This window comes from Streptomyces flavovariabilis, assembly GCF_000725785.1.
GTDB classification, from domain to species: Bacteria; Actinomycetota; Actinomycetes; order Streptomycetales; family Streptomycetaceae; genus Streptomyces; species Streptomyces hawaiiensis.
The window spans coordinates 1-22,145 of the sequence record NZ_JNXD01000038.1; the positions used below are offsets into that span (position 1 = coordinate 1).

The 22,145-nt window shown below is 69.7% G+C and carries 16 protein-coding genes and 6 pseudogenes; 11 read left to right on the forward strand and 11 right to left on the reverse strand.

What is annotated here, in order from left to right; all coding sequences use genetic code 11:
• Positions 1 to 265 (reverse strand): annotated as a pseudogene (locus tag IO24_RS0138245) (FAD-dependent oxidoreductase); the annotation flags it as partial.
• Positions 266 to 992: 727 nt separating this feature from the next.
• On the opposite strand from IO24_RS0138245, the gene IO24_RS0138250 reads away from it, so the two are divergent.
• Complete coding sequence (locus IO24_RS0138250) at positions 993 to 2,162, forward strand: ROK family transcriptional regulator (protein WP_031144205.1); 1,170 nt, start codon at positions 993 to 995, stop codon at positions 2,160 to 2,162.
• 98 nt (positions 2,163 to 2,260) lie between these two features.
• Here the strand turns inward: IO24_RS0138250 and IO24_RS0138255 are convergent, their stop codons facing one another.
• Positions 2,261 to 2,917, reverse strand: coding sequence for a maltokinase N-terminal cap-like domain-containing protein (locus IO24_RS0138255; RefSeq protein ID WP_031144207.1), 657 nt, complete (start codon positions 2,915 to 2,917; stop codon positions 2,261 to 2,263).
• 132 nt (positions 2,918 to 3,049) lie between these two features.
• Between IO24_RS0138255 and IO24_RS0138260 the strand changes: the two genes are divergently transcribed.
• Positions 3,050 to 3,670, forward strand: a complete 621-nt coding sequence (locus tag IO24_RS0138260) for a dihydrofolate reductase family protein (protein ID WP_031144210.1) — start codon at positions 3,050 to 3,052, stop codon at positions 3,668 to 3,670.
• Here the strand turns inward: IO24_RS0138260 and IO24_RS0138265 are convergent.
• The gene (locus IO24_RS0138265; protein ID WP_031144212.1) at positions 3,655 to 3,924 is read right to left on the reverse strand and encodes a hypothetical protein; all 270 of its coding nucleotides are present in this window, start codon (positions 3,922 to 3,924) and stop codon (positions 3,655 to 3,657) included. The two genes, IO24_RS0138260 and IO24_RS0138265, sit on opposite strands and share 16 nt — an antisense overlap.
• Positions 3,921 to 4,097, reverse strand: a pseudogene (locus IO24_RS41450) (sigma factor-like helix-turn-helix DNA-binding protein); the annotation flags it as partial. The pseudogene IO24_RS41450 and the gene IO24_RS0138265, both read right to left, overlap by 4 nt.
• A gap of 3 nt (positions 4,098 to 4,100) precedes the next feature.
• Between IO24_RS41450 and IO24_RS43915 the strand changes: the two are divergent.
• Positions 4,101 to 4,789 (forward strand): annotated as a pseudogene (locus IO24_RS43915) (carbon starvation CstA family protein).
• Positions 4,786 to 4,974: a YbdD/YjiX family protein gene (locus IO24_RS0138280; RefSeq protein ID WP_031144216.1), complete on the forward strand. Its 189-nt coding sequence runs from the start codon at positions 4,786 to 4,788 to the stop codon at positions 4,972 to 4,974. Before IO24_RS43915 ends, IO24_RS0138280 begins: the two are co-directional and overlap by 4 nt.
• Before the next feature lie 92 nt (positions 4,975 to 5,066).
• Here the strand turns inward: IO24_RS0138280 and IO24_RS0138285 are convergent, their stop codons facing one another.
• The 3 genes and pseudogenes from IO24_RS0138285 to IO24_RS41455 form a co-directional block, all read right to left on the reverse strand.
• On the reverse strand, positions 5,067 to 5,705 hold the full coding sequence (locus tag IO24_RS0138285; RefSeq protein WP_031144218.1) for an acetoacetate decarboxylase family protein: 639 nt from the start codon (positions 5,703 to 5,705) through the stop codon (positions 5,067 to 5,069).
• 120 nt (positions 5,706 to 5,825) lie between these two features.
• Positions 5,826 to 7,709 (reverse strand): ATP-binding cassette domain-containing protein, encoded by a 1,884-nt coding sequence (locus IO24_RS0138290; RefSeq protein ID WP_031144220.1) that lies wholly within the window; start codon positions 7,707 to 7,709, stop codon positions 5,826 to 5,828.
• Between the two features lie 914 nt (positions 7,710 to 8,623).
• Positions 8,624 to 9,584, reverse strand: a pseudogene (locus IO24_RS41455) (helix-turn-helix domain-containing protein).
• A gap of 362 nt (positions 9,585 to 9,946) precedes the next feature.
• Here IO24_RS41455 and IO24_RS47760 point away from each other — a divergent pair.
• From IO24_RS47760 to IO24_RS0138310, 3 genes and pseudogenes are all read left to right on the forward strand, one after another.
• A pseudogene (locus IO24_RS47760) lies at positions 9,947 to 9,997 on the forward strand (hypothetical protein); the annotation flags it as partial.
• Positions 9,998 to 10,053: 56 nt separating this feature from the next.
• A pseudogene (locus IO24_RS0138305) lies at positions 10,054 to 10,710 on the forward strand (aldo/keto reductase); the annotation flags it as partial.
• A gap of 160 nt (positions 10,711 to 10,870) precedes the next feature.
• Positions 10,871 to 11,413: an NAD(P)H-dependent oxidoreductase gene (locus tag IO24_RS0138310; RefSeq protein WP_031144224.1), complete on the forward strand. Its 543-nt coding sequence runs from the start codon at positions 10,871 to 10,873 to the stop codon at positions 11,411 to 11,413.
• A gap of 268 nt (positions 11,414 to 11,681) precedes the next feature.
• Here IO24_RS0138310 and IO24_RS0138315 read toward each other — a convergent pair whose 3' ends face one another.
• Positions 11,682 to 12,680 (reverse strand): RNA polymerase subunit sigma-70, encoded by a 999-nt coding sequence (locus IO24_RS0138315; RefSeq protein WP_031144226.1) that lies wholly within the window; start codon positions 12,678 to 12,680, stop codon positions 11,682 to 11,684.
• Positions 12,681 to 12,994: 314 nt separating this feature from the next.
• Between IO24_RS0138315 and IO24_RS0138320 the strand changes: the two genes are divergently transcribed.
• Together IO24_RS0138320 and IO24_RS0138325 are read left to right on the forward strand one after the other, a co-directional pair.
• Complete coding sequence (locus tag IO24_RS0138320) at positions 12,995 to 13,831, forward strand: alpha/beta hydrolase (RefSeq protein WP_234335380.1); 837 nt, start codon at positions 12,995 to 12,997, stop codon at positions 13,829 to 13,831.
• A 361-nt stretch (positions 13,832 to 14,192) separates the two neighbouring features.
• Positions 14,193 to 14,981 (forward strand): DJ-1/PfpI family protein, encoded by a 789-nt coding sequence (locus IO24_RS0138325; protein ID WP_031144230.1) that lies wholly within the window; start codon positions 14,193 to 14,195, stop codon positions 14,979 to 14,981.
• A 266-nt stretch (positions 14,982 to 15,247) separates the two neighbouring features.
• Here the strand turns inward: IO24_RS0138325 and IO24_RS0138335 are convergent, their stop codons facing one another.
• The gene (locus IO24_RS0138335) at positions 15,248 to 15,988 is read right to left on the reverse strand and encodes a DUF1775 domain-containing protein (protein WP_031144232.1); all 741 of its coding nucleotides are present in this window, start codon (positions 15,986 to 15,988) and stop codon (positions 15,248 to 15,250) included.
• A gap of 234 nt (positions 15,989 to 16,222) precedes the next feature.
• Positions 16,223 to 17,116: a phosphorothioated DNA-binding restriction endonuclease gene (locus IO24_RS0138340; protein ID WP_031144234.1), complete on the reverse strand. Its 894-nt coding sequence runs from the start codon at positions 17,114 to 17,116 to the stop codon at positions 16,223 to 16,225.
• Between the two features lie 186 nt (positions 17,117 to 17,302).
• Between IO24_RS0138340 and IO24_RS0138345 the strand changes: the two genes are divergently transcribed.
• A complete protein-coding gene (locus IO24_RS0138345; RefSeq protein ID WP_031144236.1) occupies positions 17,303 to 18,838 on the forward strand; it encodes a substrate-binding domain-containing protein in 1,536 nt (511 codons plus the stop codon).
• 915 nt (positions 18,839 to 19,753) lie between these two features.
• The gene (locus tag IO24_RS0138350; RefSeq protein WP_031144237.1) at positions 19,754 to 20,854 is read left to right on the forward strand and encodes a hypothetical protein; all 1,101 of its coding nucleotides are present in this window, start codon (positions 19,754 to 19,756) and stop codon (positions 20,852 to 20,854) included.
• Between the two features lie 118 nt (positions 20,855 to 20,972).
• Here IO24_RS0138350 and IO24_RS0138355 read toward each other — a convergent pair whose 3' ends face one another.
• Entirely contained in the window at positions 20,973 to 22,031 is a 1,059-nt protein-coding gene (locus tag IO24_RS0138355; protein WP_078899563.1) for a carbohydrate kinase family protein, read from the reverse strand.
• Positions 22,032 to 22,145 lie beyond the last annotated feature (114 nt).

Genomic DNA, 22,145 nt, shown 5'->3' on the forward strand with positions numbered 1-22,145 from the left:
TCTCGGTATGGAGTTCGCTCTGGGGAACCAGGCGGGTCTCGAGCCCGAGACGGCCGGACATGATCTCGTGGGTCTTGCGCAGACCGTCGAAGTGGGCCGGCTTGGATGCCAGGTTCAGCTTGCCCGTGCGGGCGAAGTCGCAGTCGATGTTCTCGTCCGTGACGAGCTTTTCGAGGGTGTCGACCGCGTCGTGGTAGGCCATCAGATAGGCCTTGGCGGTGTCGAATCCGTAGCGGGAGATCGCGGACCGGAAGCCGATCGACATGCCCGTGGGTGAACTTCATGTCGCTGCTCTCTCCTGCCAGTGCCGCCAGCCGCTGGGGGTGTCGGAAGCTGCTCGCTGCTGCGCCCAGACCATACCACTATTCGTTCCAGTTCCAATCTGAAACGAGAAGCGTCTGGGGGTGCGGTCCGGCGATCGGTACGGGCAGGGGGTGCTCTGGACGTGGCGATTCCGGGGCTATCCGGAAGCTACGGATCCATGTATAGCGGCTCAATCCAGACGTCGAGCGGACGGACGACCAGCGTCTCGCGCAGGGGATATACCGCTGGGCGAGGTCGCACGAGGGCGGGAAGGCGTTGATCGCGAGTGGTAGGCTCGCCGGCATGCGGTCAAGTCGCCCTGCATCACAGGGCGACCAGCCCGGCGACGTCACTGCGCCACGGCGGCTGACCGCACAGGGGTCCACCGTCTGATCGATGCTCGCTGCCGACAGTCAGTTGGTCATCGACCCCCATCCTCCTGGCCTGCGCCGCGATGCGGCGATTCTGCCGGGAGTGCTTCGGGGACCCTTCGGAGTGCATGACAGATGAGCCGAGAACCGTCCGGCACAGAGAAAGACGAGGAAGAGGGCCCTCAGGGGACCCTCCAGCACACCCAGACGACGGCAGGCGGGCGCGAACAGCCTTGCGTCACTCCACCGAAGCCCGCGATCATCACACCCAGGCCGGTCCCGGCAGGACCGGCGTACCGTGCTCGCTATGGTCATCACGTGACCTCTAACCCCACTCCCCGCGACTACAACAAGGCGTCGGTCCTCGACGTGGTCCTCTCCCACGCGCCCCTGACCCGGAACCAGCTGATCGAGCTGACCGGCCTGAGCAAGGCCACGGTGTCCAGAGCGGTGGAGGAGCTCCGGGCCGACGGCTTCGTAGTCGACGGCGGAATGGATGAGGTCACCGGCCGCGGCCGCCGCTCCACCTATCTCGACCTGCCCGGCACGACCGGGCATGTCGCCGGCATCAGCTTCGGAGCGCAGACCACAGGCGTGCTGGTAACCGACCTCAGGGGCCGTGAGGTGCACCACCTGCTTGTTCCCACCGTCGACCACCAGGAGGTCGAGGACGCCGCACGATGGCTGGTCGACCTGATCGCCCAGGCCGCCGAATCCGCGCAGGGCCCGCTGCGTCAGATCGTCGCCGCGGTTCCGGGCCGGGTCCGGGGCGGCACGGAGATCTTCGGCCCCGCGGAGTCGATGAAGATCTTCGAGGGCTCCGGCCTCCACCGGGCCATCGAGGACCTGGTCGACGCCCCCGTGGTTCTCGACAGCGATGCCAACGCGGCCCTGCTCGGGATCCTCACGAACGACGCCACCATCTCCAATGCCGCGCTCTTCAGCGTCAGCACCATACTGAACTTCGCCAGTTGCACGGAGCACGAGCTCGCCCGGGGGAACACGCCCACCTTCGGCGACATCGGTGTGCTGTCCTCCGGAGTCGGCACGGAAATCCTCGACGAGCTGCTGAGCACCAGGGGCCTTCTCCGGTTCGCGCGCAAGCGGGGGCTTGAGCTCGAACGCATCGAGGACCTCTGGCTGGAGTCGCACCCCGAGGCTCCGCGTGCCGAGGTGCTCGAGGCGTTCACCGCGGCGATCGTGACCGCTGTCAGCGTCGTCGCAGTGACGTTGGATCCCGAGTCGGTCTACTTCGTGGGCCGGCTGGGGCCGCTCGTCGACGAGGTGCTCCCGGAGGTGCGCGGCCGGCTCGACCGGAGTCTGCCGGCCGCCCCCGAGATCAGACCGGTGCAGCACCTCATCGGCCTGTCGACCGCACAGGGAGCGGTGTACGCCTGCCTGACGATCGCTCAGGAGCGGCTGCGGGACGCCGTACTCGGGGCACGGCGCCAGAGCCAGCCCGCCGAGCATTCCGCACCGGCCTTCTGAAGCGATGGGCGGCCGGCCGGAAGAGACTTCCCGTGGTTCGCCGGCCCCCTACCGAGGCAGTTCCACGACATGACCACTGTCGCGCTGGCCGCCACCGGTTACGCTCGGCTGCCCCCATGGAGGACGGCGAACGCCCCCCGCGCGCGGGTGCCGTCCGGCGCCTCCCAGGAGCCGGCGACATGGCCGGTCGCCCCCTGCGGAAGGACGACCAGGCCGTCCGCAGCGGGTTGCAGGGCCCGGTGCAAGCGGAGGACTTGGCCCTGCGGTGTGGTCAGCGCGGTGCCTTCCCGGTCGTCGGTGGCGGTGAAGCCCGAGGAGAAGGAGCCTTCACCGGTGGGGGAGACGACGACCTCCCGAGCGGGGGTGTCGCTGACGTTCTGGTCCTGGGCCTGCGCCCGCCCCTCGATCAGGGCCACCAACTGGGCGACCAGCACAGGATCATGACAGCCGTCGTAGGCCCAGCGCTGTCCCAGCACGCCGTGCTCCATCGTGCCGACGAGGGCGTGCTCCGTCCCTTCGAGCGGGGCACCGCGATAAGCCAGAGGCACCAGGTACGCGACCGGCTGAGGGCCGGAGGCGTCGGTGACCACCATGAACTCGATCCCCACCTCGCCCTGCGGATCGTCGAGCCGGAAGCCTCCCGCCTTCGCCAACTCCGGTTCGGCCGCGCCTCGGTACCACGGGCGGGAGGGCAGCCAGGCGGTGAGCAGGTCCAGCTTGGTCGGCTTCAGGGTGGTGTGGTGGATGACGGCCATGCCGAGGGTTCCCTTCGGGTGCGTCGTACGGGCGATCACACTCTCGCAGCCGCGCGGCGCGGGCAGGGTCCCGAAGACCAGAGTTCGTGCGCGTAGGTTCGGAGATCGGAACGCCACGAGGAGGACGGGGCCATGACCACATCGACGGGCAGGGTGGTGTGCGACATCACGATCTCGGCCGACGGGTACTCGGCCGGGCTCGGCCAGACGGAGGAGCGGCCGTTCGGGGACGACGGCGGTGACGGCTCGGGTGAACAACTGCACGCCTGGATGTTCCACACACCCGACGAGAACCGGGCCGAGATCGACCGGCTGAACACGGCTGGTGCGTTCATCATGGGGCGCAACATGTTCGGCCCGGTTCGGGGCGGGTGGGATCGGCAGTGGAACGGCTGGTGGGGCGGCGATCCGCCGTTCCACGCGCCGGTGTTCGTGCTCACCCACCACCCCCGCGAACCGCAGCCGATGGACGGCGGCACCACGTACCACTTCGTCACCGACGGCATCGCGTCGGCCCTGACACGGGCACGCGCGGCGGCCGGCGACGGCGATGTCACCGTCCTCGGCGGCGCGACCACCATCAACCAGTACCTGGCCGCCGGCTTGATCGACGAGCTGCGGCTGCACATCGTGCCGCTCACGCTCGGCGCCGGCACGCGGTTGTTCGAGGGCGTCCCGCCGCTGAAACTGGAGCAGGTGGCGTCGCGGTCGGCGAGCCAGGTCACGCACCTCACCTACTACATGCTGCCCTGAGGGCCCGGGAAACCCGAGAAGATCACTCCCGGATGTGACGGCGCCTCGTTCAGCACCCACAGACCGATCAGCGTGGCCAGGGCGAACACGACGGTGATGAGCACCGCGAGGACGAGCCTGCGACGGCGTTCGCGGCGCAGCCATTCGCCGCGTGCCGTGCGATAGGCGTCGGGCGCGGCCCGCACCCCGCCCGCGAGGGCGGCCAGGGCCTCGGTCAGCTCCCGCTCCGTGCGGTCCGGGTCGGTGTGGTTCATCGCCGGGCCTCCATCACCTGGGTCAGCGCGGCGAGACCGCGTGCGGTGTGCGTCTTCACCGAACCGGACGAGATGCCCATCGCGGCGGCGATGTCGCCTTCCTTCAGTCCGAGCCAGTGCCTCAGCACGAGCGCCTCGCGCTGCCGGGCCGGCAGCTGCTGCAGCGCGTCGCGATCATGTTCGAGGCGCTGTTCATCCTGACCACGGTCGACGCCGGCACCCGCGTCGGCCGCTTCATGCTCCGGGACATGCTCGGCAACGTCTTCAAGCCGCTCGGCCGGGTCAACTGGAAGCTGGCATCTGGCTGTGCAGCGGCCTGGTCGTCGCCGCCTGGGGCTACTTCCTCTACACCGGCGCCACCGACCCGCTCGGCGGAATCAACCAGCTCTTCCCGCTCTTCGGCATCGCCAACCAGTTGCTCGCCGCCATCGCCCTCGCCGTCTGCACCACCGTGCTCGTCAAGTCCGGGCGGCTGCACTGGGCCTGGGTCACCGGCCTCCCCCTGGCCTGGGTCACCGCGATCACCTTCACCGCCGGCTGGCAGAAGATCTTCTCCAGCGACCCGAAGATCGGCTTCTTCGCCCAACGGACCCACTACGCCGACGCCCTGGACGCCGGCCGGATCCTCGCCCCCGCCAGGACGACCGCCGACATGCACACCGTGATCACCAACTCCACCGTCGACGGCGTCCTCATCGCCCTCTTCCTGCTCCTGGTCGCCGTGGTGATCGGCAACGCGGCGGTGGTCTGCGTGCGCGCGATACGGTCCGCGACGCCACTGCCGACCAACGAGGCCCCGTACGTCGAGTCCCGCATCGACGCGCCCGGCCAGGCCGCCGAACCACTGGCCGGAGCCCGCTCATGAGGATCCGGCGCTGGGCGCGTGCCGTGCGCTGGCATCTGCGCGAGCTGACCGGAGAGGCCCAGTACGACCGCCACTGCGAGCGGTACCGGCGCCACCATCCGCTCGCCCCGGTGCCGACCCGCCGCGAATACCAGGTGCTGCGTACCCGGCACCAGGAGGCCCGCACGCACAGCCGCTGCTGCTGAGCGGCTCCCGCGATGCCGCGCGTGCGACGCGGCGACCGCCGTGGGGAGTGTTTCCCACGGGGCATTCGCGGCGGGGGAGAGCTCTGCCCGGCTCAGCCGCCCACGATGCTGCGGAAGTCGCGGAGGGCGAGGGACAGCAGGGGCCGATGCCGGGCGAGGACGGACAACGGAGCGTCAGGTTCCGTCGTCACGCGGCTGCGGCCCAGGGCCGGTCGTCCGGTGATCCGCATGGGGACGCGGCACCGCGTACCGTCGGACAGCTGCTGGACCAGGTGGGCGCGGGCAGGCAGCCGGAAGGGCAGCCGCAGCACGTCGCGGTACGTGACGCGGACCGGCGCGGCGCCGGCGGCGGTCAGCTCGCCCCGGACGCTGCTGCCGCTGTCCGCGCGGAGCATGATCGTGCCCAGATCCTTCGGGATGCCCCACAGGGCGCGACCTCCGGCCAGGGACTGTTCGTTGTCGACCCAGGCGGCCACGGCGCTGCCGGCGAGGCGGTGTCCGTGGCGTACGGCCAGGGCGATGAGGCATTCGCGGTAGGCGAGGACTCCGCCGGGCCGGTAGTCGACCCAGAAGGTGAGCACGGTGGCGCGGCGCCGCACGACCCAGGGGCGGACCCCGGACGGCAGCGGCCAGGACGGCAGTTCGTCCACAGGGACGCGCCACAGCGAGACGACCATGTCGCCGGTGAGGCGCCACGGCGAAGGAGGGAAGGGGACGGCTGGTCGTTCCACGGCGTGCTGACCGACTTCCTCGGCTCGGACTGGTACGGCCGATTGTCCCACTCGCGACGGCCCGGGCGGGCCCGCGGCGCACAGCCACGGACCCGGCCCGGTCCGGCCCGGTCGTCGGGCTCAACGGTCCTGGGCGAGTGCGACGAGTTCGGCGAACAGGCCGCCGGCGCCGACGAGGTCCTCGTACGTCCCCTGTTCGACGATCCGGCCCTTGTCCATGACGAGGACGCGGTCGGCGAGGCGGGTGTTCTCCAGTTGGTGGGTGACGACGATCGTCATGCGTTCGACGGCGATCCTCTTGATCTCGAGGAAGATGGCGTGCTCGCCGCGGGCGTCCATCTGGGACGTCGGCTCGTCCAGGATCAGCAGCGGCGTCCGGCGGTACAGGGCGCGTCCGCACACCAGGCGCTGCCACTGCCCGCCGGACAGTTCGGCGCCGCCCCACAACTCCTTGGCGAGCAGCGTGTCCAGTTGCCGGGGCAGCTTCTCGATGGCCTCGCGCATGCCGACGGCGTCGACCACGTCCCACACGGGACCGTCGTCGAAGGTCTTCGGCTGCCCGAGGGTGATGTTCTCGCGGGCGCGCAGGGGCCAGCACGCGAAGTTCTGCGGTACGAGCGCGGTCCGCTGCCACACGGCGTCGGGGTCGGCGTGAGCGAGGTCCGCGCCGTCCCACAGCACGCGGCCCTTGTCGGCGAGAAGGATGCCGGTGATGAGTTTGGCCAGGGTGGACTTGCCCGAGCCGTTCTCGCCGACGATCGCCAGGATCTCGCCGCGGCGCAGTGTGAGCGACACGCCCGCGACGGCCGGTTCGTCCTTGCCCGGGTACTGGTACTCGACCTCGTCGAGGCGGATCTCGTCGACGCGTTCGGGGATGGTCAGCTCACCGCGGCGCGGGGCGCGTTCGGCGGCCATGTCGAGGAAGGACCGCATGTCGGCCAGGTAGAGCGAGGTGTGGAACATCGCGGCGCCGTGGATGACGAACTGGCTGAGCGCCGCGAGGGTGGTCTGCACGGCGACGACGGCGGTGGCGGCGACGGGCAGGGCGATCCGGCCGCCGGCGGCCAGCCAGGCGAGGGTGGCCCAGGTGCTCAGCAGGAAGACCCCGCCCAGGGCGCTGGTGATCAGCACGATGCGCAACTGGCGCGGGGCGGCGGTGAGGGTGCGCTGGTCGATGCGGTCGGACAGCGCCCGGTACCAGTAGACGAGATAGCCGGTCATGCCGTTGGCGCGGACCTCGTCGCCGAATCGGGAGTAGGTGGCCCACCAGCGCATCATGGAACGCACGTTGCGGTCGCCGACGTTCAGGTAGTGGGTCTCGTAGTCGACGCGGGCGGACAGGACGGCACCGGCGCCGGCGGGGAGAACGGCCAGGAGCAGCAGGGGCAGCATCAGCGGGTGCAGTGCCGTGATGACTCCGCTCGCGGCGATCATGCGGATCAGGGCGGACATGAACCGCTGGGCGTCCTGGACCATCATCCGGGTGCGGGTGACACCGACTTCGGCGGCTTCCTGCCGGTCGGCGAAGCCGTCCTCGCCGTAGGCGGAGCTCTCCACCCGGCACACGGCGGCGACCAGGGCGATGTCTGCCTCGGTCGTCAGCAGCGGAGTGATCCGGCCGTCGGCGTAGGAGGACAGGGCGCTGCTGATCCGGCCGACGGCAGCGGCTGCCGTCACCGCGATCAGGGCGGGCAGCGCATGGTGCAGGCGTTCGGAAACCGTGCCGCTGCCGAGGATGTCCGTCATCGCCTGCGCGGTGAACGCGAGGACCACGGCCGCCGCGATGCCGGTGAGGAGCTGGCAGGCGAGGAGCAGCACGACGCCGGCCCTGTCGACGCCCCACGCCATTCTCGCGGTGTGCCCGAGGACGGACGGCAGGCGGCGGCACATCGCAGTGAAACTGGCGTCCGCCAGCGGGTTCTCGCCGTACTTCCCGCCGAACGTGAGAGTCGCGGGTGGGGGAGGAGGCGGAGTGTTCTCGTCAGCGTTCGAGGCGTCGGTCACCGTCACCTGGATCCCTCCTGGAGGTCCGTGCCGTGCCCGGACGGCTCGGCGGTGCACGGCCTAACGACACGGCGCCTGAATCGAACGCGCTCGATTTCGGACGTGCTGGGGCCCTTGCCGCACAAGGGGCCGACCGGGTCGGTTCGTTGCCGGCGCCGATCCCCGGAGTCCCGGACCTGGCCGAATCGCGGAGGCTCGAAACACCTGTGGTGCATGGGGTTCGGGGCCCTCTCAGTTCGCTGCTGTTCGCGATGTCCGTCGGCACGCCGATCCAGGAGCGACGTGTCGCCGTGAGGAGAGAGCCAGCAGCGGAAGTGAGGCCCGGCGGGCGGGAGGCCGGCCCACTCTCGGCAGGGCTTGCGGTGCCCGCCCCGCAGCCTCGCGCGCGGTTGGATAAACTCCCGCGCATGGGACACGCACGTTCGACAGGGCCGACGGGCTTCAGGTAGCCCGCCGGGAGATCCCCGGCGGTAGCCGCGAACGGAGTCCCGTGTCACGCACCGCCCACCACCTTCGCTCTTCGGACAGCCGGAGTACACGCGACTGCTCGTCAGGAAAGCCATGGCGTTCCGTGGTTCTCCACGACCTCAGGTACAGCGCCCGCAGCTTCACGGACGCGTCAGGTGAGTCCAGCAGGCCTCGGCCTCGCCTCGTCCGCCGTACGGTGGATGTCTACTCATTCGCTCGACACCAGCGGGACCACTCCGTCGCCGAGTGGTCCGCGGTGGAGGAACGCCGGGCGCGACAGCGGCTACGGACCCAGGTGGGGACCCTCCTGAGGCTGGTGAACACGACCGCCGGCGAACTGGCACTCGACGCCGCGGACACGGTGGACGTACCGCCGGCACGCCATCGGCGCGGCTCGCTCTGGCTCGCATAGCGGCCTCACGGGGAACCGCCCCATCCTGAGACGATCAGTCGGGTGTCTCGGACGAGTCGGCCGGCTCGGAGTCGTCGGCCGGTGCGGACCGCTCGATGTCGTCGCTGGCCGCGGCCCAACTGGCCAGCAGGTTCAGGGCGTCCTGCGTGGGTGAGGAGGGCTCGGCGGTGTAGGTGAGGAGGACCTGGCTGGGGTCGTCGCCCACCGGGAAGGTCTCGAAGGGCAGGTCGAGGTCGCCGACGACCGGGTGGTGCAGGAGTTTCACGCCGGTGGTGTGCATCCGGACGTTGTGGGCGGCCCAGCGGTGACGGAACTCCTCGCTGCGGGTGGACAGTTCGCCGATCAGGTCGGTCAGCCGCCGGTCGTAGAGATCGCGGCCGGCCTCGGCGCGCAGCATGGCGACGCAGTCGGCTGCCACCTGGTCCCAGTCGCGGAAGAACTCGGTCGCTTGCGGGTCGAGGAAGACGAACCTGGCGTTGTTGGGCGGGCGCACAGGGCCGGCGTAGACCGGGGAGAACAGGGCGCGTCCGAGGTCGTTGGTGGCCAGGATGTCCCCCCCGCCCGCTGAGGACGAACGCGGGCGTGCCGCTCATCGAGTCGAGGACGCGCTGCACCGCGGGCAGCACGCGCTGCTGGGCGGGCCGACGGCGTGGCGGACGGGTCGTGCCGGCGCCGCGCAGGAGGTGCAGCAGGTGGATTCGTTCGGCCTCGTCGAGCTGCAGCGCTTGTGCGATGCCCTCGATGACGCTTTCTGAGACGCCGGTGGCGTTGCCGCGCTCCAGCCGGGTGTAGTACTCGCTGGAGATGCCCGCGAGCAGGGCGACCTCCTCCCGGCGCAGCCCGGTGACCCGTCGGCGCTCTCCGCCGTAGACCGGCAGTCCGGCTTGCTCGGGGGTGACCTTGGCGCGTCGCGTGCCGAGGAACTCCCGGATCTCCGCGCGGAAATCATCACGGATGTCGCGGTTGGTGCCGTAAGGGTCCTTTCTTCCTGCCATGGGCTCCACTCTACGAGCGCTTTCCCGCGGTAGGGGGTCCCTGTCAGTGACCCCCTCATCAGGGACTCCCACACTCCCGTGACAGCCGGTCTTATGGGTGGTGCACCGCCGCACGGCGGTGTGAACGGCCCGGACAAGGCGCCGCTTGTGCCGCCGGTCCGCAGCCCCTTCGCAGCGCCGTCGGCGCTGTGATCACCGGAGTCAGATGGGGATCATGCTTTTCGATGCACCAAGCCGGCCGCCGCAGTCACGGCACTGGGAGCGCTCAGCTCGCGGCCTTCGGATCGGGAGCGGCCGCCGACACGGCCGACAGCACCACCGGTTCCGGGTCGCCGCCACGGGTCACGGCGGGGTCGGTCTCCATGACGGGCACCCACCAAGGACCCTTCGCCGGGGTCGAGGCCACGGGCAAGGCGATCCGCTCGGAGAGCATGGCGTTCTACCGCCTGTCTCACGGAAAGATCGTCGAGGCTCCCTCAAGCGGCTCGGCACCGACCACATCGACCTCTACTACCAGCACCGCGTCGACCCGAGCACCCCCATCGAAGAGACCATCGGCGCACTGGCCGAACTGGTCGCCGAAGGCAAGGTGCGCCACATCGGCCTCTCCGAAGCCGGCCCCGCCACGATCCGCCGCGCACACGCCGTGCACCCGGTGGCCGCGCTGCAGACCGAATACTCGCTGTGGACCCGCGACGTCGAGACTGAAATCCTCCCGCTGCTGCGGGAGTTGGGCATCGGGTTCGTGCCCTACTCCCCGCTCGGGCACGGCCTGCTGACCGGGCAGATCCGCACCGTCGACGACTTCACCGACGACGACTGGCGCAAGACCAACCCTCGCTTCACCGGCGAGAACTTCCAGCGCAACCTGCGCATCGTCGACGAAGTGCGGGCCATCGGCGCCGAGATCGGAGCAACCCCGGCCCAGACCGCGCTGGCCTGGCTGCTGACCCGCGGCGACGACATCGCCCCCATCCCCGGCACCCGGCGAGTCTCGCGCGTCGAGGAGAACACCGCCGCCGACGCCATCGAACTCACCGCCGCCCAGCTCGACCGCCTCAACAACCTCACACCCGCCGCGGGCGAACGCCACGACGAGGCCAACATGGCCAGCATCGACCACTGACCACCGACGCCGTTGCGCCCCTTTCAGCCCGCTCAGCCCGCGCTCCCGGGCTTCGCGAAGGACTGCCGCCCCGGCGAACTTCCCCGGCCCGTCACACCCGACCAGCCAGCATCCGCTTCTTCCTTCATCTCACACTGATCACTGAAATGGGTTTTGCATCATGTCCAAGGTTCTCCTTGTCGTAGGCCACCCCGACCTGTCCCGGTCGAGGGCCAACGCGGCGCTCGTGGACGCCGTCCGCGATCTGGCCCATGTCACCGTGCACGACCTCTACGCCACCTACCCCGACTTCCAGATCGACGCCGCCGCAGAGCAGGCGCTGCTGGCCGACCACGATGTGATCGTCTTCCAGCACCCGGTGTTCTGGTACAACACCACCCCTCTGTTCAAGCAGTGGCAGGACAAGGTCTTCACCCTCGGCTGGGCCTTCACCATGGACGGCTCTGCCTCACAGCTGGCCGGCAAGAAGGCCGTCGTCGCCGTCACCACCGGCGTCCCCGGCGAGCGCTACACCCCCGAAGGCGCCAACAAGGCCACCCTCGAGACGCTCCTGAGTAACTGGCACGCGACCCTGCGGCTGTGCCAGTTCGACATCCAGCAGCCGATGGTCAAGGTGTACGGCACCGCCTTCGGCCTCTCCGATGAGGACCTGGCCGTCGCCGCCAAGCAGTACAACGAACTGCTCGCCTCCTTCGCCGCCTGACGACGCTCTCACCACCGCGGCCACTTGCCCCCGAGGTGACGCGGTGGCGATGGGGCACGCCAGTCTCCGGCCGCTCTTCGCCGCATCGGCGACGAGCGGCCGGACACATGACCGCGCAACCGGGGCGTGGGTTGCAGCCACAGGCCCGCCCACGTCCAGCAGGGCCGGCCGCGGGCGGTGGGAGGACGAGCCAGGACCGCGTCGCGCCACTGCGCCGCGACCACCGCGACACGCGCGTCACCGCGCAGCGCCGCCGTCCGCACCTGGACTAGTCCCTGCCGTCCGCCGGCAGACGCTCGGGCAGCCCGAGCCGGGGGAACTGGTCGTCGTGGAACGTGACGATCTCGGTGATCGCGCCGCCGGTGACGCGCAGGACATCGATCGTCAGCGGTACGTACGCCTCCTCCCGGTCCCGCCAGAGGTAGAAGGCGACGGCGGGCTGTCGGTTCACGGAGGTGGGGACGGCGTGCAGGCCCTTCATGCCCTCGAAGCCGCTCTCGACCCAGTCGTTCACCACCGCGTCGCGGCCGACGTTCATGCCCGGCGTAGGCGGCATCGAGCAGCGGATGTCGTCCCGCAGCATCGCGGCGAGCGCCGGGATGTCCGTGGCTACGCTGGCGTCGGTGAAGCGGCGTACCAGCTCGCGCGTCCCGGCGTCCTGGTCGCCGCCGGTCCAGTCCTGCCGCTCGGCGGGCAGGTGCTCCCGCATGCCTGCGCGGGCCCGCTGCAACGCGCTGTTCACGGAGTTGACGGAGTCCCCGAGGCACTCCGCGACGTCCTTCGCCGGCCAGCCGAGCACGTCCCGCAGGATCAGCACGGCCCGCGGCCGCGGCGCGAGGTGCTGGACGGCGACCACGTACGCCAGCTCGATCGTCTCCCGCGTGACGGCGACGGTCTCCGGCTCGTCCGCGTCGCGCGCGGGCAGTTCGTCGAGCAGCTTGTCCGGGTAGGGCTGCAGCCACAGCACCTCGCCGCCGGTCGCCGGCTCCGGGCGGCACTTGGCGAGCAGGTCAAGGCAGGCGTTGGTGGCGATCCGGTACAGCCAGGCCCGGAACGTCGACCGCCCCTCGAAGGTCTCCCGCCGCCGCCAGGCACGGAGGAACGTTTCCTGCACAGTGTCCTCGGCGTCCTCGAACGACCCGAGCATCCGGTAGCAGTGCACGTGCAGCTCCCGCCGGTGCCGCTCCGACAGCCTCGAGAACGCCGACTCGTCGACCTCGCCCAGACCGCTCATGCCCAGCTCCTCCAGCCGCGTGTCCGCACTCATCACGTCATCCTTCCGCCTCGTCGCGCCCGTCTTACGTGTGACGGGCGCGGGCGCGAAAACTCATCACCAGGGTCGGTCGGCATGGCTGAACGTTTCTCATCCTCCGCGGGTGAGGGGTTCGACGTGGTGGAGACCGAGGACGGCCTGCCGTCCGGCTGGCGAAGGTCGGCTCGCGTCTGCCCATTGCGCGAAGCCGAGCGAGGACCCATCATCAGGAATCCTGTTACTTCAAAGTTGTAGTGATGAGGGATCGAGTCATGCCATTGAGCCCCAGAATCCAGGCCAGAGGGATCCAACTGCTGCTCGGTCGGACAATGTCGCGCGTCCACAAGGACCTGCGCTTCACAAACATCCCCAAGCGCACGGAAGCCCTCCTGGTGGAGACCGGCTCCGGCCCGGTGCCCTGCACGGTCTACCGCCCGCCGGCCGACACCGGAACTCGCGCCCCCGTGTACGTCAACTTCCACGGCGGGGGCTTCGTGATCAGCCGCCCGGAGCAGGACGACCACATCTGCCGTTACATAGCCGCCACGGCCGGCTGTGTCGTGATCAACGTCGACTATGCCGTCGCCCCGCAGCGGCAGTTTCCGGTGCCCGTCACCCAGGCGTACGACGTCACTGCGTGGGTCGCCGAGAACGGCCCCGCGGGCGGCTGGGACGGCTCACGCCTTGCCGTGGGCGGGCACAGCGCCGGGGCCAACCTGACGGCTGCGGTCTGCCGCATGGCTCGGGACCGCGGAACCTTCTCACCCCGACTTCAGATCATCGACTCCGCACCGCTCGATCAGCTCGCCGACCCTGCCACGAAGCAGTCCCTCATCGCCAAGCCGCTGCTCAGCCCTCAGCTCATGCGGGTCTTCACGGCCGCCTACGTCCCAGACCCCGCCGACCGTGCCGACCCCCTCGTCTCGCCCGCACTGGCCGATGACCTCACTGGGCTCCCTCCCGGCCTGGTCATCACTGCGGAGAACGACCGCCTGCGCGACGAGGGCGACGCCTACGCCAAGGCTCTCGAGGCCGCCGGCGTTCCCGTCATCCACCGTGTCTTCGAGGGAGTCGACCACTACTTCACCCACACGGGGCCGGTACCGGCGGGCAAAGCAGCCATCGACCTGATGGCCACCACCTTGCGCGCCGCACTCAGCGCCTGAGGCCGACCAGTCGAGGCAGGCGAATGCTGTCGCGGCGGGACGGGGTGAACTGGTGGGGTGTCTGCGCCGGTGGGCGAGCCGGAGCAAGGCGCCGATGCGTCGGCCGGCAGGCCACGCACACGGCTGCCGGTACCCCGCGTGGAAGCGGTGACCTGCACGAAGGCGCGGACCCTGGACCGCCGGTCTGCGCCTCGGCGGTTCTTGGGCGTTCGCGCGCTGACAGGGGCCGCCGCACCGATGGCCACGCATGGGTGTGGTGAGTGGTCGAGAAGGCGGGCCGTGGGGAACTCAACTGCGATACGGCGCGACTACCTGGTCAACCGTGCCCTGCCGGGGCGCGTTTCGAGACAGGGAGTCGGGCATGACAGGTAAGCGTCGTGATCGTCGCGAGTTACTCCGGGCCGTCGTGGCAGGCGGGTTGGGCGCAGGGCTGGTGACAGCAGGTGGGACATCGGCGGCACAGGCCGAATCGGTGGAGCGGGAGGGTGAGCTCTCCGGGGGCGGCAGCGTGCGGGTTGCGGTACTGCTGTACGACGGGTTCACCGCACTCGACGCGGTAGGGCCGTACGAGGTGCTGTGCCGGGTCCCGGGAGTGACCGTGACGACCGTGGCGGAGAAGGCCGGGCGCATCCGTACCGACACCGGCGAGCTGGGGCTGGTGGCGGAGCGTTCCCTCGACAGCGTGACGCGGGCGGAGGTGCTGCTGGTGCCCGGCGGAGGCGAGCGAGGAACTACGACCACGATGGCGAATCGGGTTGTCCTCGACTGGATACGTCACATCCACCGGCGGTCGGTGTGGACCACTTCTGTGTGCACGGGCTCGTTGATTCTCGGCGCAGCCGGTCTGCTGCGTGGTCTGCCGGCCACCACCTACTGGGCCTCCCGTTCCTATCTCGCGGAGGTCGGCGCGGTCTATACACCGGGGCGCTTCGTCGAAGCCGGGAAGATCATGACGGGTGCCGGGGTCTCGGCCGGCATCGACATGGGGCTGCACATCGCCGCGCGGTTGGCAGGCGACGAGGTGGCCCAGGCGATGCAGCTCGCCGTCGAGTACGACCCAGACCCCCCGTTCGACACCGGCAGCCCCGAGAAGGCGAGTCCGGAACTCCAGCACCTGGCGCTGCGACTGCTCGCCGACGCGGCCGTTTGACGTCCCGACGTCGCCGGGCCGCGAGAGATCGTGACGTCGCTTGTGTGAGGCGCGTCATTTGCGCGCTCCGGAGCTCGGCCCACGACGGAGCCGACTCCTGAGGCATGCGGAAACTGGTGCCCCTGCCTGCGCTCTGCGGCTTCTTCCTGTTGCTGGTGCTGATGGGGGGAAGCGGTGGAGGCGGGGGCATGGGCGACGTGGGGAACATGGGGGGCATGCCTGGGGGCGGGCACTGAGGAGCGCGGGACCGGCGACCGCCGTGGAGTTTATGCGGAGGGCGTGCGGCGGCGCTTGAACCACCACACGCCACCGCCGAGGGCGAGCAGCGCGGCGGCGCCGATACCGGCCCACGTGCCCGGAGACATCCCGCCGTCGGCCTCGTCGTCTGCCTGCTGTGCGGAGGGTGTCCCCGGCAGTTTCGACTGCCCGCTCGGTGAAGCACCGGACGGCGCCGCGGTGGTGGCGGCCTCGGCAGGGCTGGGGCTGACCGGCTGCGCGCCGGGTTCGGCGGTCCCGAGCTTCAGCGTCGGCGCGGGGTGCCCGTGCCCGTGTCCGTCGTCTCCCGAGTCGTCCAGGCCGATCCAGCGGTCGATGCGTCCGTCGCTGTAGGTCTGGAGCGTCTTGAATGCAAGTTCCTTGGCATCCGGCAGCTGACGGACGGTCACGGAGAACTCGGCATCCTCGCCGACGGCGAGCTTGGTGCCCGACACGGTGTAACCGCGGCCCGTGGTATCGAACTTCCAGCCCTTGGGCCCCTGTTCGTAGGTGACGTCGGCGGGAGCGATGCCCTTGGGCAGCACCACCTCCAGCTTGGTGATGCCGGCGGAGGAGGACTCGGATGCGGCGTGAAAGTCCAGGGTGACGTTCTGCGCGAGGGCGCGCGCGTCGTCCGCCTCGACCTCCGTGTGGGCGAACGCAGGGCCGGCGGCGGCAACGACGCCTGCCACGAGGACCGCGCTGACGGAGGTGAAACGGCGCACGGTGCGCGCCTTGCCGTGACGGGACACAACGGACTCCGGATCGTCGTCGGTGAAGGACGTCTTACGCGGCCCGCGCAGTCCTTCTCCGGGATTCCCGGGCCATGGCGGCCCGAGCGGTGGACCGTTCAGGGAGTCGGTCCGCGGCCCCCGTGAGTTCCCTCCAGAGTGTGTGCTCTGCGTCACAGGGCGCCTCCGGGTTCACGACGTGGCGGTGCTGGCAGCGGGTCAGGCCACCTCGAGCCAGGTGTGGCGGCAGATTCCTCAGGCCGCGGTGGCGGGGCGTGGTGTGCCGTGAAAGACCTGATTCGTATGCCAGGCGCGGTGGTCGGCCGCGACAGGGCATACGCCCGGCTGCGGACCGATGAGCGGACGGCCCGCGAGTGCGATGACCTGCTCGCGGGCAGCGGGACTGTGGCCGACGAAGCGCTGGGAGACCAGGATGCGGTGGCCGTCGTCGAGCCCGAGGACTCCCTTGTCGAAGAGCTTGTGGTGCAGGGAGCACAGGCACAGCCCGTTGTCGACGTCGTCCGAGCCTCCGAATGCCCACCAGCGCACATGGGCGGCTTCCAGCCCGACTGGAACCGTGCCGATCCTGCCGTCGTAGCCGCAGAACGCGCACCGGTATTCGTAGGCGGTCAGCACGAGCTCGCGCATGCGTCGGTCCCGCTGCCTGCGCATGGTCGCGAGGCGCTCGGCTTCCGCCGGCTCCAGTTCCAGGCCGATGGCCTCGCACAAGTCGCTGTGGAGGGAGGGCGGGAAGTGCAGATCGAGCAATAACCGTGCGATCCGCCCCAGCAGTTCAGGTTCCCGTCGCAGGGCGGTTCTGAGTTCCGGTGCGAACCGGCCGGTGGCACCCGTCTCCCGGAGATCTCGCACGCCGCTCCCGGGACTGCCGTGCCCGCTGTCGGTACGCACCTCCCACACGCCGTCGCTGACCAGGTGGTGGAACGGGTAGGCGGGCGTCGTCTTGTTCGGCGGCCCGTACTCGGTCAGCAGACGCTGCAGGTCCTCCTCCACCGCGCTGTACCGCAGCCCGCTGTCCGGGTCTTGCTGGAACCGGCCGAGGGCGTGCAGGAGCAGCAGCGGCTTGTGCGGAGCGCGAGTGCCGCTCCTGCTCCACTGCCTGAGCTTCGCAATGCGTTCCAGCCAGTCCATGGCCAGTGATCGTAGTGGGGCCCGCCCCTGGCTGCGGGTCCTGCTGACTGTGCGCTTCCGCGTACGCCGGGCGAACATCTCCCCACCAGCCGCCGACAGTACGGCGAATGCGCCCGGAGCGCGCGCCCCCGCTCCATACGGTGTGCGCACGCGCGTGCGACGTACGCGGAAGCGGGGGGCGAACTCGTGGACTGGCTGAACGCTGAGAACGCGATAGCGGTGGGCACGGCGGTGCTGGGTCTTGTGGCTTCCGTCGCCGTGGTCTGGTACGAGCGCCGGATTCCACGCCGCAAACGCATCGGCTTCCGCGTCCAGATGGACACACCCATCGGCAGCCAGGCCCGCAACGGCAGACGGACCAACGTGCGGCTCGGTCTGTTCAACGACTTCTCCGACCTGTCCGACGCCACCCTCGTGCTGCTGCGGATCGAGAACGACGGTGTCCAGAGCATCGCCAGCGACGACTACACCAGCCGCGAGCTCCACGGCCTCGCCGCGGTCTTCACCGGCCGTACGATCCGCGGCATAGCGGTCACCCAGCCCGCCAACGCCGCCCATCTGATGGGGCACTTCACTCCGGCCGCGGGACTGCGCTACGACGGCGACACCCTGTATCTCCCGAAGGTCCCGCTCAACAAGGGCCAGCATTTCAAAGTGCTGGCTCTCATGACCGGTGGGGCGGTCGGCGACGAAGTCGAGGTGATCGGCGGTATCCGTGACGGCGAGGTGAAGCGCAACCAGAGCACGACCGTCGACGACAAACCGCCGCTCTTCAGTCGGCCGGCCCGCCTGATCACGGTGCTGTCCACCGTGTGCATCATCGCGCTCGCCTCCATCATCGTCATGGGCAACGACGTACCGCTGCCCATCGGCTGCGCCAGAGGAACCTTGACCGTCACCGGATCCACCGCCTTCGCCCCGGCGGCGGAGGAACTGGCAGAGGGCTATGAAAGAGCCTGCCCGGGCTCGGACATAGCGGTGGATGACCACGGCAGTACTGCCGGCATCCGGGCGCTGGACGCGGCCGGCGCCCATGCGGCCTCATCGGGAGATTCCCCGCCCTTGATCGCCTTCTCCGACGGTCCCAAGCCGAACGGCTACCCGGAGCTTCGCGAGAATCCCGTCGCGGTGTCCGTCTTCACCCTGGTGGTGAACGACCGGGTCACGGTGCAGGATCTGAGCCTGGCCGAGGTGCGGAAGATCTATCGGGGTGAGATCCGCAACTGGAAGGACGTGGGCGGCCCGGGCCTGCCGATCCTCCTGGTCAGCCGCGATGCCAATTCCGGCACCCGCGAAGTCTTTCAACGCCGGGTCCTGGAGCGCAATGAGCCCGCCAACTCCTCCCGGGACTGCCGGACCAAGGACGATCCCGACGCCACGGTCATCCGCTGTGAACTCGACAGCACGGCACAGGTGCTGAGCACGGTGGCCAGGCTTCCCGGCGCGATCGGTTACAGCGAACCGCGGTCGGCCTCCGGCACGAAGGGTCTGCACCCGTTGCACATCGACGGGCAGACCGCGTCCATCGAGAGCATCGGTACCAGCCGCTACCCCTACCGGGAGATCGAGTACGCCTACACCTACGGCCGCCCGCCCGCCGACTCCCTCGCCTCGAGCTTCGTCAACTACGTGACCCGCGGCGCCGGGCAGGACGTCGTGCGCGACCAGGGGCACTTCCCGTGTCTCAGCCCCGAGGGACTGCGGCTCTGCGGCGGACTGTGATCAACCGCGGTCGCCACCATGCGCTGGGAGGCGGGACTGCTCCCGGACGCACTCCGAGTGGCTCTACCCGCTGGCGGCAATGTCCGCCTACACCCTCACACGGCTACGGCAGCCTTCGCCGCGGAACCTTCTCAACATCGACCTCGGCCATCTCACCGACGACTTGATGTTCCGCATGGCAGGAACTCTGGAACAGAGCTTCAAGAGCGTGATCGGCCGCGGTGGCCTCCGACTCCGCCCCTATTCCTACGGGCGCAGGCTGAAGTTGGCAGGTGGACGGGGGCGCGGCCAGCGGCGCGGGCCAGTCCCGTCATCGATCCCGCTCCCGTACTGGGCGACTGGCTGGGGTCGACCTGCCTCCATGCCCGCGAGGCGAGCGGGGTTGAACGCGCTGACCCGGTTTCCCCTGGCTCCCTGGACGGGCAAGTGCAGCGGACGGTGTCAGTTAACGGCCTGCTCCTGGCCCTTCAAGCTCGATGGGGACTACGGCTGTATACATGGTGGGACTGTTCTGCCCATGCACAGCCGGGCCCGTGACCAGGCCCAACTCACCGCCGAATCCCGCAGGTTCTTCCACCGCCACCAACGGCCAGCCGCACATCGTCCGCAGCTGCTTCTGCGGCCCCCACGTCCGCTACATCCTCGAATAGAACCGATTGAGCTTCGGAATCAATAAGATGCCTGTGGCACCCGTTGGCGGTATCGAGTTCGGCCAGTCTCGTTGGATCGGGATGCCGGGGGCGGGGCGCAGGCGGGGAGCATGTAACCCTTCGGACGGGCGCTGGAGCATCCGTGTTTGATGTGAACACGATCGAATTGGCCGCCGGTAGGCACGAACCTGGATCAGGTCAGGCTTCCTTCTTGGAAGCGGTCTCCTACTTCGCGGGGGAGGCATGGTCGGATCACCCTGAATGTGTGTCCCCGCTGATCGCCATCTTCGGCCGGGCATGGAATGACGCCTTGCCGGACGTGGACCGGACACAGCTGCTGCGGCCCTATATCCGCCGGGTCGTTGGCACGCGTTGCGCCGTTGACCTCAGCCAAATCGGTATCCTCGCCGCCTACGCGGGTGATGGGGAGATGAAAGATGTTCCCTGTATGCCTGCCGACTGCGCTCGCGCCTGGATGTGCGCCGACTGGTTGATCCGGACCTACACGCCAGCGTGGCTGCGGCTGGCGGGCAGGGACACGGCGACGCTGGAGGGACTGCCAGAACTCGTCTGCGGCATGCGCGGTTACCATCATTTCTTCCCTACCCCTCCAACCGCTGTCATCGCGAATGCGATCATGCCCCAACAGCTGCCCGAGCGCAGAATGCTCTGGCGGGACTTCTACGCATGCGTTTCGCGCGCCGCGGCCCTGGCTGGGGGGCCTGCCGTGCGCGATGCCTTCAAAGCCGTCCCCTGGCTCGCCCCGGATGCCCCGGACAGCCAGATCGATCACATAGTCCAGATCGCTATGGGGAATGCTGGGGCCGCCATGGAGGCGGTAGTTCATGCGGCCGCCCGGGAAGCCGGATGGAACGACATCCTGGAAGCCGAGCACCGCGCCACCCGAGACATGGCAGCAGAGGCCGCAAGGCGCGCCCGTCGGGAGATCTTGCAGGCCGCGCCCACTGAGGTGCGGCGGGCCGCCCGCGATGCCAAGCGGGCCGCTCCGCCTTGGGAACGCGACATGCGAAAGGCCGACGAACGCATGACCCGCCGGAGTGCCGAGGAAGCCGCCCGGCGCACAGTCGGCCCGGCCGTCAGGCCCTACGTCTGGATCCGCGCCAAGGCCGCCGGCTGGGCTGCCGTCCGGGACTCCAGGACAGCTATGAACCAGTACTCGCCGCCTGCCATCCGCGACGCCGCCCGGGCAGCGGCCCAACGCGCCTACCACGACGTCGAACACACCGCCCACTGGCAACCGGCCCTGGCCGCGGCCCAAGTCGCTGCTCAACGAGCCCTCGCCCCAACCATCGCCGAACTCCAGAACTCCGCATGTGACCTGCTCGACCGCTTGACCACAGCCTGAAGCAACCTGCAAAAGCAGCCATGCGCTCGGGCTCGCAATGCGCTGGGCGAGTGGAAAACCTGTACCGCCACGCGATGGTCGCCGACAGCTCGACCATGTTGGTCACCACCGGCGTCGGCTACGGCACTGCCCTTGCGTGTGCGGTTCGGTCATGGTCAGGGCACGAGGGTGGAAGTGGACGGGACGCCGACTTGGTGAAGCGGCGTTCCCTGGAGAGGAACGGGGTCGCCAGGTGTTCTGCCCTGGGCGGGTTCGCGCCGGGGACGGAGCAGGTCAGAGCGGCCACGTGGGCGGCGAACGAGCACGCGTCGGCGACGTCTTCGAGGCCCAGCCGGTCGAGTCGTCCGCCGAGGTGTCCGACGGCGGCGAGGCGGTGCAGCAGGCCGGCGGTGAAGGAGTCTCCGGCGCCGACGGTGTCGACGATGTCGATGGCCGGGGTCGGGACGGTGACGCGGTGGCCATCGAGGGAGGCGAGTGCGCCGCGTCCGCCGAGGGTGATGACGACGAGGCGTGCGCCGGCGCTGTGCCAGGTGTCGCAAGCCTCTTCAAGGCCGGCACCGGGGAGGAGCAGGGCGAGGTCGTCCTCGCTGAGGCGGAGGATGTCGGCGAGGGCGCACCAGCGAGGAAGCCGCTCTCGGTAGGCCGAGGGCGGGACGAGCAGGGGGCGGACGTTGGGGTCGATGGATACGGTGACGTGCTCGCGGGCACTGGCGAGGTGGTCCTCGATGTGGCCGGCACCGGGCTGGCGTACCAGGGCCAGGGATCCGGTGTGCAGGCAGACCGCGTCGTCCTGCTGGGTGGCGGCGAGTTCGGCGGTGGTCCATTGCCAGTCGGCGGCGTTGTCGGCGTAGAAGGTGTAGGTGGCCTGGCCGGTCTCGTCGAGGTCGGCGACGGCGAGCGTGCTGGGCTCGGGGGCGCTTACGCTACCGGTCAGGTCGACGCCGGAGGCGCTAAGGCGGTCTCGGAAGAGGGCGCCGAAGACGTCGTTGGAGAATCGTCCGAGGAAGCGGGTGGGGGTGCCGAGCCGGGCGAGGGCGACGGCGGTGTTGGCGGGACCGCCACCGGGCAGGGCGCGCAGTGCGAGTTCGCTGAGGCTGGACCGGTCTGGGTCGGCGAAGGTGTCGGCGACGCACTCGTCAAGGACGGTGACACTGCTGGGGGAGCCGTGTCGGGGCATGGTGACTCTCTGCCTTTCTGGGGGAGGGCGTGGGCCTGCGGCTCCTGTGCCTGGGTCCGGCCGGTACGCCGATGTCAACGGGTAGGTCGACGACGGTGCCGTCCTCACCTGCTT

Coding starts and splice junctions, on each gene's coding strand:
- IO24_RS0138255 (WP_031144207.1), bottom strand. CDS start 2,917: ATGGCCGTCATCCACCACACCACCCTGAAGCCGACCAAGCTGGACCTG.
- IO24_RS0138260 (WP_031144210.1), top strand. CDS start 3,050: ATGACCACATCGACGGGCAGGGTGGTGTGCGACATCACGATCTCGGCC.
- IO24_RS0138265 (WP_031144212.1), bottom strand. CDS start 3,924: ATGAACCACACCGACCCGGACCGCACGGAGCGGGAGCTGACCGAGGCC.
- IO24_RS0138280 (WP_031144216.1), top strand. CDS start 4,786: ATGAGGATCCGGCGCTGGGCGCGTGCCGTGCGCTGGCATCTGCGCGAG.
- IO24_RS0138310 (WP_031144224.1), top strand. CDS start 10,871: ATGTCCAAGGTTCTCCTTGTCGTAGGCCACCCCGACCTGTCCCGGTCG.
- IO24_RS0138315 (WP_031144226.1), bottom strand. CDS start 12,680: ATGAGTGCGGACACGCGGCTGGAGGAGCTGGGCATGAGCGGTCTGGGC.
- IO24_RS0138320 (WP_234335380.1), top strand. CDS start 12,995: ATGTCGCGCGTCCACAAGGACCTGCGCTTCACAAACATCCCCAAGCGC.
- IO24_RS0138325 (WP_031144230.1), top strand. CDS start 14,193: ATGACAGGTAAGCGTCGTGATCGTCGCGAGTTACTCCGGGCCGTCGTG.
- IO24_RS0138340 (WP_031144234.1), bottom strand. CDS start 17,116: ATGGACTGGCTGGAACGCATTGCGAAGCTCAGGCAGTGGAGCAGGAGC.
- IO24_RS0138355 (WP_078899563.1), bottom strand. CDS start 22,031: ATGCCCCGACACGGCTCCCCCAGCAGTGTCACCGTCCTTGACGAGTGC.